We start from the raw sequence: 14,602 nt of genomic DNA, 5'->3' as shown, positions 1-14,602 counted from the left end.
AGCAGGCTCGCTCCCACTTTGCAATGCAATTTTCCTGTGGGAGCGAGCCTGCTCGCGAAGACGGACTTTCAGGCGCTACATGACTCAGCCCTTGGCGCCAGCCTCGATCATGTTCTCCGGGCGCACCCAGGCATCGAACTCTTCATCAGTGAGATAACCCAGCTGCAACGCAGCCTCACGCAAAGTCAGCCCTTCGCTGTAGGCCTTCTTGGCGATCTCCGCCGACTTGTCATAACCGATGTGCGGGTTCAGCGCGGTCACCAGCATTAATCCACGTTCCAGATGCTTGGCCATGACCTCCGCATCCGGCTCGAGCCCGGCGATGCAGTGCTGCTGGAAGTTGCTGCAACCGTCGCCGAGCAGACGGATCGATTGCAGCAGATTGTGAATGATCACCGGTTTGAACACGTTCAACTGCAAGTGCCCCTGACTGGCGGCAAAACCGATCGCCACGTCATTGCCGAGCACCTGGCAGGCGAGCATCGACAGCGCTTCGCACTGGGTCGGGTTGACCTTGCCGGGCATGATCGAACTGCCCGGTTCGTTGGCCGGCAGCTTCACTTCAGCAAAACCTGCGCGAGGACCTGAGCCCAGCAGACGCAAGTCGTTGGCGATTTTCATCAAGGCCACGGCGAGGGTTTTCAGTGCGCCGGACAGGGTCACCAGCGGCTCATGACCGGCCAGTGCAGCGAACTTGTTCGGCGCGGTGACGAACGGCAGACCGGACAGTGCTGCGAGTTCAGCGGCAATCGCCTCACCGAAGCCGTGCGGCGAATTCAGCCCGGTGCCGACCGCAGTGCCGCCCTGCGCCAGTTCGCAGACCGCCGGCAGCGCGGCGCGGATGGCGCGCTCGGCATAATCCAGTTGCGCGATGAAGCCGGACAATTCCTGACCGAAGGTGATCGGCGTCGCGTCCATCATGTGCGTGCGCCCGGTCTTCACCAGTTTCATGTGCCGTGCCGCCAGTTCAGCGAGGCCGCCGGACAGCTCGGCAATCGCCGGCAGCAGTTGTTCCTGCACCGCTTTGGCGGTGGCGATGCTCATGGCGGTGGGGAAGCAGTCGTTGGAACTTTGCGAGCGATTGACGTGATCGTTCGGGTGCACCGGCGACTTGCCGCCGCGCGGGTTGCCGGCCAGTTCGTTGGCGCGACCGGCGATCACTTCGTTGACGTTCATGTTGCTCTGGGTACCGCTGCCGGTCTGCCAGACCACCAGCGGGAACTGCTCGTCATGCTCGCCGGCGAGCACTTCATCGGCGGCCTGTTCGATCAGGCGAGCGATGTCGGCGGGCAGGTCGCCGTTGCGGTCGTTGACCCGCGCGGCGGCTTTCTTGATCAGCGCCAGGGCGTGCAGCACCGGTAGCGGCATGCGTTCCTGACCGATTGCGAAGTTGATCAGCGAGCGTTGCGTCTGAGCACCCCAGTAAGCGTCGTCCGGGACCTCGATCTGGCCCAGGCTGTCGGTTTCGATACGGCTCATCGTGCACACTCCTGTTGGTCTGTTGGCGCAATTTAGGCCGGCATCGGCCCGGGTGGTTCCATCGGCTCGATTGTTGACCGCAAAACCCCGCCAATCAAGCGCGGCAAGGGCCGGGGGTTGAGCCATAGCGATTGTTAGGCGCAGAATGGTCGCCCTTGGGGTTCGACCTCGCTTTGCTTAAAGGAAACTCGATGACTCGTCTTCGCGCCATCTGTACCGCGGTTGCACTGGTTTGCGCCAGCGGCCAGGTGCTTGCCGATACCGCCAGCCACAACGCCAGTGCCGAAGCTTTCCTGACGCTGGCTCACGCTGACAAGCTGGGTACCCCGGTGTACATGCAAGTGCAGCAAATGTTCGCCCAGCGCTTTGAACAGACCAAAGCCCCTGAGTCGAAGAAAGCCGTGCTCGAAACCTACCAGGCCAAGGCCAACGCCGCGCTGGACCAGGCCATCGGCTGGAACAAGCTCAAGCCCGACATGGTCAAGCTCTACACCAGCAACTTCAGCGAATCCGAGCTGAAAGATCTGGTTGCCTTCTACCAGTCGCCACTGGGCAAGAAAGTCCTGGAAAAAATGCCGCAGCTGACCCAGCAGTCGGCGCAGATGACCCAGGGCAAACTGGAAAGCGCGGTGCCAGTGGTCAACAAGCTGCTCGACGACATGACCAAAGAGCTGACCCCGGCCGCGGCGCCAGCCAAGAAGAAGTAAGCGGAGTTCGTGATGACCATGCAACAACGCATCGAATCGACGCTGGCCCTGTTACAGCCTGAGCACCTGCAAGTGCTCGACGAAAGCCACATGCACAGTCGCGGGTCTCAGACCCACTACAAGGCGGTGGTGGTGAGCGCGCAGTTCGAAGGCCTGAACCGGGTCAAGCGCCACCAGAAAGTCTACGGCACGCTCGGCGAGCTGATGGGCGAGTTCCATGCGTTGGCGCTGCACACCTACACCCCGCAGGAATGGGCAGAGATCGACGGCGCTCCGGCGTCGCCGACCTGTGCCGGCGGTAGCAAACATTAAGATCAAAAGATCGCAGCCTTCGGCAGCTCCTACAGGGCACAGCCGCAGGCGGTGATGTTTTTTGCTAGAATTCGCAACGCGCCGCTTAGCCGGCGCGTTTTTTATTGAATCCGGTTCACCCTTTGCGAGGGTAGCCACCTGGAGAAATACCCATGACACAACCGATTGTCGTGGCGGCACTGTACAAGTTCGTCACCCTCGAAGATTACGTTGACCTGCGCGAGCCCCTGTTGCAAGCGATGGTCGACAACGGCATCAAAGGCACTCTGCTGATCGCCGAAGAAGGCATCAACGGCACGGTTTCCGGCAGCCGCGAAGGCATTGACGGTCTGCTCGCCTGGCTCAAGAACGATCCACGCATGGTCGACATTGACCACAAGGAATCGTACTGCGACGAGCAGCCGTTCTATCGCACCAAGGTCAAGCTGAAGAAAGAGATCGTCACCCTCGGCGTCGAGGGCGTCGACCCGAACAAAAAGGTCGGCACTTACGTCGAGCCGCAAGACTGGAACGCGCTGATCAGCGACCCGGAAGTGCTGCTGATCGACACGCGCAACGACTACGAAGTGTCGATCGGTACCTTCGAAGGCGCCATCGATCCGAAAACCACCAGTTTTCGCGAGTTTCCCGACTACATCAAAGAACACTTCGACCCGGCCGTGCACAAGAAGGTCGCGATGTTCTGCACCGGCGGCATTCGCTGCGAGAAAGCCTCGAGCTACATGCTCGGCGAGGGCTTCGAAGAGGTCTACCACCTCAAGGGCGGCATCCTGAAGTACCTCGAAGAGGTGCCGCAGGAAGAAACCAAATGGCGCGGCGACTGCTTCGTCTTCGACAACCGCGTCACCGTGCGTCACGACCTGACGGAAGGCGACTACGATCAATGTCATGCCTGCCGCACGCCGGTCAGCGTTGAAGATCGCGCCTCCGAGCATTACGTCGCCGGCATCAGTTGCCCGCATTGCTGGGACAAGCTCAGCGAGAAGACCCGGCGCAGCGCCATCGATCGGCAAAAGCAGATCGAACTGGCCAAGGCACGCAATCAGCCGCACCCGATCGGCTACAACTATAAGCAAGCATCTTCCGAGGCTTAACCATGTCTGCGCGCCTGCTCTATGTGATGGATCCGATGTGTTCATGGTGCTGGGGGTTTGCTCCGGTGGCCAAGGCACTGGTCGAGCAGGCGCAGGCAGCCGGAGTCGAGCTGCATCTGGTGGTCGGCGGGTTGCGCACCGGCAGCGGTTCGGCGCTGGAGCCGACCACGCGGCGCTACATTCTCGAGCACTGGCAAGCGGTCACCGAGGCCACCGGCCAGCCGTTCAAGTTCGACGGCGCGTTGCCTGACGGTTTTGTCTACGACACCGAGCCTGCCTGTCGCGCCATTGTCACCGCGCGCAGTCTGGCGCCGGATTGCGCGTGGACATTGGTCGGGCTGATCCAGCAGGCGTTTTACGCCGAGGGTCGCGATGTCACCCAGGCCAGCGTGCTGGTCGAGTTGGCGGAGCAGGCCGGTGTGCCGCGTATCGAATTCGCGGCGTTGTTCGATCATGCCGATCAGCACAAGGCGACCCAGGCCGATTTCACTTGGGTGCAGGACTTGGGCATCGCCGGTTTTCCGACCCTGCTGGCCGAGCGCAACGGGCAACTGGCGCTGCTGACCAACGGTTATCAACCGCTCAGCGAGCTGTCGCCGTTGCTCGGCCGCTGGCTGGAGCGCGCGGCCTGTGTCTGACCGCGCCGATGACACGCCAGCCGTAGAGCGTGTCGACCGGCTGAGCTGGGCTGAAGTGCGGCGTCTGGCACTGCATCACAAGAAATCCCTGTGGATCGCCAACGGCGTGGCCGTGCTGGCGACGCTGTGCAGCGTGCCGATCCCTTTGCTGCTGCCGTTGCTGGTCGACGAAGTGCTGCTCGGCCACGGCGATGCCGCACTGAAAGTCATGAATCATTTTCTGCCAAGCATGTGGCAGCAGGCGGCGGGTTATATCGGCCTGATGCTGGTGGTGACCCTGACCTTGCGTTGCAGCGCCCTGTGTTTTGGCGTGTTGCAGTCGCGGCTGTTTGCGCGCCTGGCCAAGGACATCGTCTACCGCATTCGCGTACGCCTGATCGAGCGGCTCAAGCGCATTTCCCTTGGTGAATACGAGAGCCTCGGCAGCGGCACAGTGACCACGCACCTGGTCACCGATCTGGATACCCTCGACAAATTCGTCGGCGAAACCCTCAGCCGCTTCCTCGTCGCCATGCTGACCCTGGTCGGCACCGCCAGCATCCTCATGTGGATGCACTGGAAGCTGGCGCTGCTGATTCTGCTGTTCAACCCGTTGGTGATCTATGCCACGGTGCAGTTGGGCAAACGCGTCAAGCATCTGAAGAAGCTGGAAAACGACAGCACCTCGCGTTTCACCCAGGCCCTGAGCGAAACCCTCGATGCGATTCAGGAAGTGCGCGCGGGCAATCGTCAGGGCTATTTCCTCGGGCGCCTCGGTGTGCGCGCGCAGGAAGTACGCAACTACGCAGTCAACTCGCAGTGGAAAACCGACGCCTCGAACCGCGCCAGTGGTTTGCTGTTCCAGTTCGGCATCGACATCTTCCGCGCGGCGGCGATGCTCACCGTACTGTTTTCCGATCTTTCGATCGGGCAGATGCTCGCGGTGTTCAGCTACCTGTGGTTCATGATCGGCCCGGTCGAACAACTGCTCAATCTGCAATACGCCTACTACGCAGCGGGCGGTGCGCTGACGCGGATCAATGAACTGCTGGCGCGTGCCGACGAGCCGCAGTATCCCGGCGGCGTCGATCCGTTCAAGGGGCGCGACACCGTCGGCATCGAGGTGCAAGGCCTGAGTTTCGGTTATGGCGACGAGCTGGTGCTGGATCAGATGAACCTGTCGATCCTGCCCGGCGAAAAAGTCGCGATTGTCGGGGCGAGCGGCGGCGGCAAAAGTACCTTGGTGCAGTTGCTGCTGGGTCTGTACACGCCAGCGGCCGGGACCATTCGCTTCGGCGGATCGACCCAACAGGAGATCGGTCTGGAGACGGTGCGCGAGAACGTCGCGGTGGTGCTGCAGCATCCGGCGCTGTTCAACGACAGTGTGCGCGCCAACCTGACCATGGGCCGCATGCGCAGCGACGAAGCCTGCTGGCAGGCGCTGGAAATCGCGCAGATGGCCGCGACCATCCGCGCGCTGCCCGCTGGCCTCGACAGCATCGTTGGTCGCTCCGGCGTGCGTTTGTCCGGCGGTCAGCGCCAGCGTCTGGCGATCGCACGGATGATCCTCGCCGAGCCGAAAGTGGTGATTCTCGACGAAGCCACCTCGGCCCTCGATGCCGCCACCGAGTACAACCTGCACCAGGCGATGTCGAAGTTTCTCCATGGCCGCACCACGCTGATCATTGCCCATCGCCTGTCGGCGGTGAAACAGGCGGACCGCGTGCTGGTGTTCGACGGCGGGCAGATCGCCGAGGACGGCGACCATCGCCAACTGATCGCCGACGGCGGTCTGTACGCCAAGCTCTACGGCAACTTGCAACAGCACTGATCGAAACCCTCGCCGACCTGTCAGAGGTTCTGCGCGCGGTGTAACGCCGCGCCTTGCCTTGAACGAGAACCCCACCTAGTCTCGTCATAGCGAATTCGCCCGGAAGGCGAGCGGGCAGTGCTCATGCAAGGAATCTCATGAAGCAAAAGCAGACTCTGGGAACACCACGGTTGTTGGGTATCGTCTGGCCCTTTATTGCTGTCGTGGTGTTCCAGGCATTACTGGGGGGCGTGAGCCTTTACGTGCTTTCGGCCGTGCGAGGCTACGTCGCTGGCGAAAGCCTGTGGTCCAAGGGCCAGAAAGACGCCATCTATTACCTCAACCTCTACGCCGACAGCCGCGACGAGGCGATCTACCGCAAATACCTGACGGCGATCGCCGTGCCCCAGGGCGGGCACCAATTGCGCCTGGCACTGGATCGTCAGCCGCCTGATCTGCAAGCGGCGCGCGAAGGCATTCTCAAGGGCGGTAATCATCCGGACGATGTCTCCAGCGTCATCTGGCTGTACCTCAATTTTCGCCACTACAGTTATCTGGAAACCGCGATCGATCGCTGGACGATTGGCGATGCCTATCTCGACCGATTGCACGAAGTCGCGCAGGAGATGCACCAAGGCATTGCGCAGAACCAGGCCAGCCCGGGCGATGTGCAGCGCTGGAAGTTACAGATCTTCGCCATCAACGATGCAGTCACCCCAGCCGCCAGAGCCTTCAGCGATGCCTTGGGCGAAGGCTCGCGGGTGATCATGCGCCTGCTGTTGTTCACCAACCTGGCCACCGCGCTGGGGCTGATCGCGCTGGCGCTGTGGCGCACGCACAAACTGCTCAGGCAACGCCATGAATTCGCCCAGGCGCTGCAACTGGAGAAGGATCGCGCGCACATCACCTTGCAATCGATTGGCGATGGCGTGATCACCACCGACGTCAACGGCGCGATCGATTACATGAACCCCGCCGCCGAGGCCATGACGCACTGGAAGGCCGAGCAGGCGGCGGGGCTGCCGTTGTCGGCGCTGTTCAACCTGCTTGACGATAACGCTCAGACCGAAGGGCTGACGTTGATCGAGCACATTCTCAGTGGCCAGCTCAGCGGCGGCAGCGAACATTCCAAGCTGATCCAGCGGCTGGACGGCAGCACCCTGTCGGTGACCCTGGTCGGCGCGCCGATCCGCAATGCCGGGAATGTCAGCGGCACGGTGCTGGTGCTGCACGACATGACTCAGGAGCGGCAATACATCGCCAATCTGTCCTGGCAGGCGACCCACGATGCGCTGACCGGTCTGGCGAACCGCCGCGAATTCGAATATCGCCTCGAACAGGCCTTGCACAACCTGACGCGCCAGCCCGGCCGGCATGCCCTGATGTTCCTCGATCTGGACCAGTTCAAACTGGTCAACGACACCTGTGGTCATGCGGCGGGCGATGAGTTGCTGCGGCATATCTGCACGCTGCTGCAATCAGACCTGCGCGAGGGCGACACCCTGGCGCGACTGGGCGGCGACGAATTCGGGATTTTGCTCGAGAACTGCCCGCCGGACATCGCGGAGAAGATTGCCGAAAGCCTGCGTCAGACCGTGCAGAATCTGCATTTTGTCTGGAAAGGACGGCCGTTCCTGACCACCGTCAGTATTGGCCTGGTACATGTCGCACAGAATCCGACCACCCTGGAAGCCTCCCTGCGTGCGGCGGACATGGCTTGCTACATGGCCAAGGAAAAGGGCCGCAACCGCGTGCAGGTCTATCATGCGGACGACTCCGAACTGTCCATGCGCTTCGGTGAAATGGCTTGGGTGCAACGGCTGCATATGGCGCTCGAAGAAAACCGCTTCTGCCTTTATGCCCAGCAGATCGCGCCGCTCAAGCCGCAACCCGGCCAGGCCGGACACATCGAAATTCTCCTGCGCCTGCATGATGAATCGGGGCGGATGATTTTGCCTGACAGCTTTATTCCGGCGGCGGAGCGTTATGGTTTGATGACCCAGTTAGATCGCTGGGTAGTTCAAAACGTTTTCAAGGTTATTGCCCAGTGTATTGAACAGGAACATGAACTTCCTTTGGCAATGTGTGCGATTAATCTGTCAGGCATTACTATAGGAGATGACGCGTTTTTGCACTTCCTGCGGGAACAGTTTGTTAACTACGCTATACCGCCTGAAATGATTTGTTTTGAAATTACCGAAACCAGTGCAATTGCAAATCTTGGCAGTGCAATTCGTTTTATCAATGAACTCAAAGGCTTAGGTTGTCACTTTTCTCTGGATGACTTTTGTGCCGGAATGTCTTCATTCGCTTACTTGAAACATTTGCCTGTAGACTTCCTGAAGATCGACGGGAGTTTCGTAAAGGATATGCTGGACGACCCGATTAATCGGGCAATGGTCGAAGTGATCAATCACATCGGTCATGTTATGGGTAAGCAGACAATTGCCGAGTTTGTTGAAACTAACCAGATCGAACAGGCGTTGCTTGAAATAGGTGTGGATTACGCTCAGGGGTATGTCATCGAGCGTCCGCAGTTGTTTACCTGTGACAGTTTGCAAAGTCGTCCTGCCAGACCGCAGCCGTTGTTGTTCAAAGCGCCTGGCACGTTCCGTTGAAGTCTCTCGCCGATCCTTGCCATCACAACTCAAAAGGAGCCGAACAGTGATCGACACATTCAACCGAACCGGACCCCTCATGGAAGCTGCAAGTTATCCTGCCTGGGCGCAACAGCTCATCAAGGATTGCAGCGAGAGCAAGCGCCGGGTTGTCGAACATGAACTTTATCAGCGCATGCGTGACAACAGACTCAGCGCGAAAACCATGCGTCAGTACCTCATCGGCGGCTGGCCGGTGGTCGAGCAGTTTGCCTTGTACATGGCGCAGAACCTCACCAAGACCCGCTTTGCCCGCCATCCCGGCGAAGACATGGCGCGGCGCTGGCTGATGCGCAACATCCGCGTCGAACTCAATCACGCCGACTACTGGATGCACTGGAGTCGCGCCCATGGCGTCAGTCTCGAAGATCTCCAGGCCCAGCAAGTGCCGCCGGAGCTGCATGCTCTGAGTCACTGGTGCTGGCACACCAGCTCGGCGGATTCGCTGATCGTGGCGATTGCCGCGACCAATTATGCGATCGAGGGGGCGACCGGGGAGTGGTCAGCGGTGGTCTGCTCGACCGGGGTCTACGCGGCGGCGTTCCCGGAAGAGGACCGCAAGCGCGCCATGAAGTGGTTGAAGATGCATGCCCAGTACGACGACGCTCATCCGTGGGAAGCGCTGGAAATCATCTGCACCCTGGCCGGCATGAACCCGAGCAACGCTTTGCAGGCGGAATTGCGGCAGGCGATCTGCAAGAGTTATGACTACATGTACCTGTTTCTGGAGCGGTGCATGCAGCTTGAAACTTCGGAGCGCTTGCTGGTCAACCGCGAGCGCAGGACCGTAGCCGAAAGCTGATCGAACTGTGGGAGCGAGCCTGCTCGCGAAAGCGATGGGTCATTCAACGAATCGTTGTCTGACCCTCCCTCTTCGCGAGCAGGCTCGCTCCCACAATGATTTTTAGCCGGCCATCGCCAGCCGGTTCCGCCCCTCGCGCTTTGCGACATATAACGCACTGTCGGCCCGGCGCAGCAAGCTGTCTGCCGACTCGCCCGGCAACAACGTCGAGCATCCCAGGCTCACGGTGATCTCGATCAACTGGCCATCGGCAAAATATTCCTCTGACTGCGTCGCCTGGCGCAAACGCTCGCCGACCATCGCCGCCGCTTCGCGACCGGTGTTGGACAGCAGGATCAGAAACTCTTCGCCGCCATAACGGAACACCATGTCGACGTTGCGCAGTTGCGCCTTGATCGACGCGGCAATGGCTCTGAGCACGTCATCACCGGCGCCATGCCCGTGGTCATCATTGACGCGTTTGAAGTGGTCGATATCGAGCATCAGTACCGACAGCGGTTGCGCATGGCGGCGCGACATGTCGATCTCGCGCTGCAAGGTCTGCTCCATGGCTACCCGGTTGCCAGCACCGGTCAACGGGTCGCGCAAGGCACTTTGCGTCGCGGCGCGATAGAGCAGGGCGTTGCGCATCGGGTACAGCAGGCAGGACAGCAGCGACTCGAGGTCGCCCTGTTCCTTGTCGTTGAAACGCTGATTGCGGCGAAAGACCAGCTCGCCCATGTGCTCGCCTTCGTGGCTCAGGGTGTAGCTGACCGAGTGGTGGCCGCGTGTGCCGAACTCCAGGCGCAAGTCACTGGCCTGATGCACATAGCTCAGGGCGTCCAGCGGCACCAGGCGTTGAATTTCGCGAAAGAACAGGCCAAGGATGCGCTGTGGCTCAAGGCTGGTTTGCAGTTGCAGGCTCATTTGCTGACGCAATTGCGCCAGGCTGGTCGGGCGCTCGATCAGCGCCGGTAGTTGACCGAAGCCCAGGCGCTGCAATTTGGCACTGTCGAAGTCAATTGCATGGGTCTGGGAAGGAGATTTCATATGGCGTGAGCCCCTAAGCAGTAAGTCTGTCTTACAGGCTGGGTGAGAGCGGCTATGGGCTGCGCGTCGTACTGATCCATCAGTCCCGTAGGACGTTTGGCGTAAGTTTAGTCTGCCGCAAGACGATCAGTCAGCTATCGAAATCGGCGTTTGCCCCATGGCCATCACACGGCATGTTTTGAGGGAATTTAGAGCGAAAGGCGTGCCATTCGGTTCGATTTTATTTAAAGCTTTTCGAATCAATGACTTGCTGGCGAATGCCAAGCAGCCGCGCTGGGTTATTGGCGGCTTTGTGACGGTTATGAGCGACAATGGCTTGCCGCGACAGCATTCTGCCGCGGCAACAAATGCGACGTATGGCGTTATTGGGCGTTGAACGCCTGGCCATTAACGCCTGCGCTGTCGGGGCCCATCAGGTACAGATAGACCGGCATGATCTCTTCCGGTGTCGGGTTGTTCAGCGGATTTTCCCCCGGATACGCCTGCGCGCGCATGCTGGTGCGCGTGCCGCCCGGGTTGATGCTGTTGGAGCGTACCGGCGCAACGCCTTCCACTTCATCGGCCAGGGTTTGCATCAGGCCCTCGGTGGCAAATTTCGACACACCGTAGGCGCCCCAGTATGCGCGACCCTTGCGCCCGACGCTGCTGGAGGTGAACACCACCGAAGCATCCTGGGACAGCTTGAGCAACGGCAGCAGGGTGCTGGTCAACATGAACATCGCGTTGACGTTGACCTGCATGACACGCATGAAGTTTTCGCCGGAGAGTTGCTCGATCGGCGTGCGCGGGCCGATGATCGAAGCGTTGTGCAGCAGGCCGTCGAGGTGGCCGAACTCGGTTTCGATCATCGCCGCCAGCTCATCGTACTGATGGGGCAGGGCGGTCTCGAGGTTGAACGGGATCACCGCTGGTTGCGGATGACCGGCAGCCTCGATTTCGTCGTAGACCTCCGTCAGATTGGCTTCGGTCTTGCCCAGCAGCAGCACAGTGGCACCGTGGGCGGCATAGGTTTTCGCCGCAGCTGCGCCAATGCCACGGCCGGCACCGGTGACCAGAATGACCCGATCCTTGAGCAATTCAGGGCGAGCGGTGTAATCAAACATAAAAACCTCATAGTCCATTTCATGAAGACCTGCTTCACCCAGTGGCGAGGGGATTTATCCCCGTTCGGCGGCGAAGCCGTCGCAAAACCTGTGTGTCACATCGCCTGGATAAAAGCGGGGGCCGCTTCGCAGCCCAGCGGGGATAAATCCCCTCGCCACACAGGGAATTTGCAACAGTCAGGTCAGCAGCTGCACAGCGCGCTGTCGAGCACCTTGCGCAACTCCAGCGGGTGGTCCACTACCACGTCCGCACCCCAATGCCGTGGGTTGTCGTCCGGGTGGATGTAGCCGTAGGTCACCGCAGCGGTTTTGGTGCCGGCATCGCGGCCCGATTCGATATCGCGCAGATCATCGCCGATAAACAGCACGGTCGACGGATCCAGATCAAGCATCTTGCAGGCGAGGATCAGCGGCTCCGGATCCGGCTTGCTGTTCTTCACATGATCCGGGCAGATCAGCAGCGCCGAACGCTCGGCCAGCCCCAGACGCTGCATGATCGGCTCGGCGAAACGCAACGGTTTGTTGGTGACCACACCCCAGATCAGGTTGGCCTTTTCGATGTCAGCGAGCAGTTCGCCCATGCCGTCGAACAGCTTGCTGTGCACTGCGCAGCCGACCAGATAGCGCTCGAGAAACTCCAGACGCAGCTCCTCAAAGCCCGGCGATTCCGGATCCATCGAGAACGTCACCGCGACCATGGCCTTGGCGCCGCCGGAAATTTCGTCGCGGATGTGCTTGTCGTTGATCGGCGGCAGACCGCGATCGGCGCGCATCGCCTGGCAGATGGCGATGAAGTCCGGCGCGGTGTCGAGCAGGGTGCCGTCCATGTCGAAAAGTACCGCTCTGATGGCCATCGGCTTATTCCTCGCGCAGGGTCTGGATCATGTAGTTGACGTCAACGTCGTTGGCCAGCTTGTAGTGCTTGGTCAGCGGGTTGTAGGTCAGGCCGATGATGTCCTTGACGGTCAGGCCAGCCATGCGGCTCCACGCGCCGAGCTCGGAGGGGCGGATGAATTTCTTGAAGTCGTGGGTGCCGCGCGGCAGCAGCTTCATGATGTATTCGGCGCCGATGATCGCGAACAGATACGCCTTCGGGTTGCGGTTGATGGTCGAGAAGAACACCTGGCCGCCCGGCTTGACCATGCGGAAACAGGCGCGGATCACCGACGATGGATCCGGCACGTGCTCGAGCATTTCCAGGCAGGTGACCACATCAAACTGCTCGGGCATTTCGTCGGCGAGGGCTTCGGCGGTGATCTGCCGGTATTCGACGCTGACCCCGGATTCCAGCTGATGCAGTTGTGCAACCGCCAGCGGCGCTTCGCCCATGTCGATGCCCATCACGGTGGCGCCGCGCTGAGCCATGGCTTCGCTGAGGATGCCGCCGCCGCAACCGACGTCGAGGACTTTCTTGCCGGCCAGATTGACTCGTTCGTCGATCCAGTTGACCCGCAGCGGGTTGATGTCGTGCAGCGGCTTGAATTCGCTTTCACGGTCCCACCAGCGATGGGCAAGGGCCTCGAATTTGGCGATTTCGGCGTGGTCGACGTTGCTCATGTTAAATCCTCTAAAACTTGAAAAAGGCTGTAGCCGCGGATATTGCGCCGCGGTGTTTACGATTCGGTGTGGCCGCTGATGCGCTGGCCCCAGTGGCGGGCGGTCTCGCCCAGCTGTTGTTCGTCCATGCGGGTCAGGCGCCGGTCGTCGAGCAGTTGCTTGCCGGCGACCCACAGGTGTTTCACGCAATCACGCCCGGTCGCATAAATCAGCTGCGACACCGGGTCATACACCGGTTGCTGCGCCAGACCGGACAGGTCGAAGGCGACGATGTCTGCGGCTTTGCCGATCTCCAGCGATCCGACCTGCGCCTCGATCCCCAGCGCACGGGCGCCATTGAGGGTGGCCATGCGCAAGGCGCGATGAGCGTCCAGCGCCGTGGCAGAACCGGCCACGGCTTTGGCCAGCAGGGCGGCGGTGCGGGTTTCGCCGAGCAGGTCCAGATCATTGTTGCTCGCCGCGCCATCGGTGCCGACGGCAACGTTCACCCCAGCCTGCCACAAACGTTCGACCGGGCAGAAGCCGCTGGCCAGTTTGAGGTTGGATTCCGGGCAGTGGATCACGCTGCTGTTGCTTTCTACCAGCAGCGCGAAGTCTTCATCGCTGATCTGGGTCATGTGCACCGCCTGGAAGCGCGGGCCGAGCAGGCCAAGGCGACCCAGGCGCGCCAGTGGCCGTTCGCCGGTCTGCTCGACGGCCTGCTGCACTTCGAATGCGGTTTCATGCACATGCATATGGATCGAGGCGTCCAGCTCCTCGGCGATCACCCTGATTTTCTCCAGGTTCTCATCACCGACGGTGTAGGGTGCGTGAGGGCCGAAAGTAATCTTGATGCGTTCGTGATGCTTGAGATCCCCGAACAATTCGACGCCCTGACGAATGGCTTCGTCGGCACTGCTGGCGCCGGGGATCGGGAAATCGAGGATCGGAATGGCGATCTGCGCGCGGATACCGCTGTTGTGTACGCGCTCGCTGGCGACTTTCGGGAAGAAATACATGTCAGAGAAGCAGGTGATGCCGCCCTTGATCTGCTCGGCGATGGCCAGATCGGTGCCGTCGCGGACGAAATCCTCATCGACCCATTTGCCTTCGGCCGGCCAGATGTGGTTTTCCAGCCAGGTCATCAGCGGCAGATCGTCAGCCAGGCCACGGAACAGTGTCATCGCCGCGTGGCCGTGGGCATTGATCAGTCCCGGCGCCAACAGAACATCCGGCAGTTCACGGATTTCTGTCGCGTTACACTTCAACGCTTCGGCGCGCGGGCCGATAAACACGATGCAACCGTCACGGATGCCCACGCCGTGCTCCTTGAGCACCACGCCTGCAGGTTCGACGGGGACCAGCCAGGTCGGCAGCAATAACAGGTCGAGCGCAATGGCAGGTTTCGGCATCGAGGGTCGGTTCCAGTGCTTTTGTAAAGGATGGCGAAGTATAC

The 14,602-nt window shown here is 60.7% G+C and carries 14 protein-coding genes; 8 read left to right on the top strand and 6 right to left on the bottom strand.

Translation table 11 applies throughout. The annotated features are described in order from the left end of the window. Nucleotides 1-84 precede the first annotated feature (84 nt). Entirely contained in the window at nt 85-1,479 is a 1,395-nt protein-coding gene (locus NF676_RS19435; protein ID WP_016770937.1) for a class II fumarate hydratase, read from the bottom strand. Nucleotides 1,480-1,670: 191 nt separating this feature from the next. Here NF676_RS19435 and NF676_RS19430 point away from each other — a divergent pair, with 191 nt between their 5' ends. The 7 genes from NF676_RS19430 to NF676_RS19400 all read left to right on the top strand — a co-directional run bounded on the left by NF676_RS19430 (nt 1,671) and on the right by NF676_RS19400 (nt 9,478). Beyond that, complete coding sequence (locus tag NF676_RS19430) at nt 1,671-2,186, top strand: DUF2059 domain-containing protein (protein ID WP_016770936.1); 516 nt, start codon at nt 1,671-1,673, stop codon at nt 2,184-2,186. A 12-nt stretch (nt 2,187-2,198) separates the two neighbouring features. Further along, nucleotides 2,199-2,498: a BolA family protein gene (locus NF676_RS19425; protein ID WP_016770935.1), complete on the top strand. Its 300-nt coding sequence runs from the start codon at nt 2,199-2,201 to the stop codon at nt 2,496-2,498. Between the two features lie 152 nt (nt 2,499-2,650). After that, the gene (trhO, locus tag NF676_RS19420) at nt 2,651-3,592 is read left to right on the top strand and encodes an oxygen-dependent tRNA uridine(34) hydroxylase TrhO (RefSeq protein WP_041478261.1); all 942 of its coding nucleotides are present in this window, start codon (nt 2,651-2,653) and stop codon (nt 3,590-3,592) included. A gap of 35 nt (nt 3,593-3,627) precedes the next feature. Beyond that, nucleotides 3,628-4,230 (top strand): DsbA family protein, encoded by a 603-nt coding sequence (locus tag NF676_RS19415; protein WP_177180902.1) that lies wholly within the window; start codon nt 3,628-3,630, stop codon nt 4,228-4,230. Continuing rightward, entirely contained in the window at nt 4,223-6,040 is a 1,818-nt protein-coding gene (locus tag NF676_RS19410; RefSeq protein ID WP_252886623.1) for an ABC transporter ATP-binding protein, read from the top strand. Before NF676_RS19415 ends, NF676_RS19410 begins: the two co-directional genes overlap by 8 nt. Nucleotides 6,041-6,177: 137 nt before the next feature. After that, nucleotides 6,178-8,637, top strand: coding sequence for an EAL domain-containing protein (locus tag NF676_RS19405; protein WP_041478266.1), 2,460 nt, complete (start codon nt 6,178-6,180; stop codon nt 8,635-8,637). Between the two features lie 79 nt (nt 8,638-8,716). Then, on the top strand, nt 8,717-9,478 hold the full coding sequence (locus tag NF676_RS19400) for an iron-containing redox enzyme family protein (RefSeq protein WP_431078152.1): 762 nt from the start codon (nt 8,717-8,719) through the stop codon (nt 9,476-9,478). 102 nt (nt 9,479-9,580) lie between these two features. Here NF676_RS19400 and NF676_RS19395 read toward each other — a convergent pair whose 3' ends face one another. Next, the gene (locus tag NF676_RS19395) at nt 9,581-10,507 is read right to left on the bottom strand and encodes a GGDEF domain-containing protein (protein WP_041478268.1); all 927 of its coding nucleotides are present in this window, start codon (nt 10,505-10,507) and stop codon (nt 9,581-9,583) included. 157 nt (nt 10,508-10,664) lie between these two features. On the opposite strand from NF676_RS19395, the gene NF676_RS19390 reads away from it, so the two are divergent. After that, entirely contained in the window at nt 10,665-10,883 is a 219-nt protein-coding gene (locus NF676_RS19390; protein WP_143498035.1) for a hypothetical protein, read from the top strand. On the opposite strand, the gene NF676_RS19385 is transcribed toward NF676_RS19390, so the two are convergent. The 4 genes from NF676_RS19385 to NF676_RS19370 all read right to left on the bottom strand — a co-directional run bounded on the left by NF676_RS19385 (nt 10,870) and on the right by NF676_RS19370 (nt 14,558). After that, nucleotides 10,870-11,610 (bottom strand): YciK family oxidoreductase, encoded by a 741-nt coding sequence (locus NF676_RS19385; protein ID WP_024013876.1) that lies wholly within the window; start codon nt 11,608-11,610, stop codon nt 10,870-10,872. The genes NF676_RS19390 and NF676_RS19385 overlap by 14 nt on opposite strands. Before the next feature lie 182 nt (nt 11,611-11,792). Next, nucleotides 11,793-12,464 carry an N-acetylmuramic acid 6-phosphate phosphatase MupP gene (gene mupP / locus NF676_RS19380; protein ID WP_041478269.1) on the bottom strand — a complete coding sequence of 224 codons (672 nt, stop codon included), beginning with the start codon at nt 12,462-12,464 and terminating at the stop codon, nt 11,793-11,795. Between the two features lie 4 nt (nt 12,465-12,468). After that, nucleotides 12,469-13,167, bottom strand: coding sequence for a bifunctional 2-polyprenyl-6-hydroxyphenol methylase/3-demethylubiquinol 3-O-methyltransferase UbiG (gene ubiG, locus NF676_RS19375; RefSeq protein ID WP_024013875.1), 699 nt, complete (start codon nt 13,165-13,167; stop codon nt 12,469-12,471). Nucleotides 13,168-13,223: 56 nt separating this feature from the next. Beyond that, nucleotides 13,224-14,558, bottom strand: coding sequence for a TRZ/ATZ family hydrolase (locus NF676_RS19370; protein WP_252886621.1), 1,335 nt, complete (start codon nt 14,556-14,558; stop codon nt 13,224-13,226). Nucleotides 14,559-14,602: the final 44 nt, after the last annotated feature.

Source organism: Pseudomonas siliginis (assembly GCF_024072275.1).
Classification (GTDB): domain Bacteria; phylum Pseudomonadota; class Gammaproteobacteria; order Pseudomonadales; family Pseudomonadaceae; genus Aquipseudomonas; species Aquipseudomonas siliginis.
The sequence above is the reverse complement of the archived record's forward strand: the minus strand, read 5'-3'. Positions and strand labels throughout refer to the sequence as shown.

Coding starts and splice junctions, on each gene's coding strand:
- NF676_RS19370 (WP_252886621.1), bottom strand. CDS start 14,558: ATGCCGAAACCTGCCATTGCGCTCGACCTGTTATTGCTGCCGACCTGG.
- NF676_RS19425 (WP_016770935.1), top strand. CDS start 2,199: ATGACCATGCAACAACGCATCGAATCGACGCTGGCCCTGTTACAGCCT.
- NF676_RS19430 (WP_016770936.1), top strand. CDS start 1,671: ATGACTCGTCTTCGCGCCATCTGTACCGCGGTTGCACTGGTTTGCGCC.
- NF676_RS19385 (WP_024013876.1), bottom strand. CDS start 11,610: ATGTTTGATTACACCGCTCGCCCTGAATTGCTCAAGGATCGGGTCATT.
- NF676_RS19415 (WP_177180902.1), top strand. CDS start 3,628: ATGTGTTCATGGTGCTGGGGGTTTGCTCCGGTGGCCAAGGCACTGGTC.
- NF676_RS19395 (WP_041478268.1), bottom strand. CDS start 10,507: ATGAAATCTCCTTCCCAGACCCATGCAATTGACTTCGACAGTGCCAAA.
- NF676_RS19400 (WP_431078152.1), top strand. CDS start 8,717: ATGGAAGCTGCAAGTTATCCTGCCTGGGCGCAACAGCTCATCAAGGAT.
- NF676_RS19405 (WP_041478266.1), top strand. CDS start 6,178: ATGAAGCAAAAGCAGACTCTGGGAACACCACGGTTGTTGGGTATCGTC.
- NF676_RS19435 (WP_016770937.1), bottom strand. CDS start 1,479: ATGAGCCGTATCGAAACCGACAGCCTGGGCCAGATCGAGGTCCCGGAC.
- ubiG (WP_024013875.1), bottom strand. CDS start 13,167: ATGAGCAACGTCGACCACGCCGAAATCGCCAAATTCGAGGCCCTTGCC.
- mupP (WP_041478269.1), bottom strand. CDS start 12,464: ATGGCCATCAGAGCGGTACTTTTCGACATGGACGGCACCCTGCTCGAC.
- trhO (WP_041478261.1), top strand. CDS start 2,651: ATGACACAACCGATTGTCGTGGCGGCACTGTACAAGTTCGTCACCCTC.
- NF676_RS19390 (WP_143498035.1), top strand. CDS start 10,665: ATGGCCATCACACGGCATGTTTTGAGGGAATTTAGAGCGAAAGGCGTG.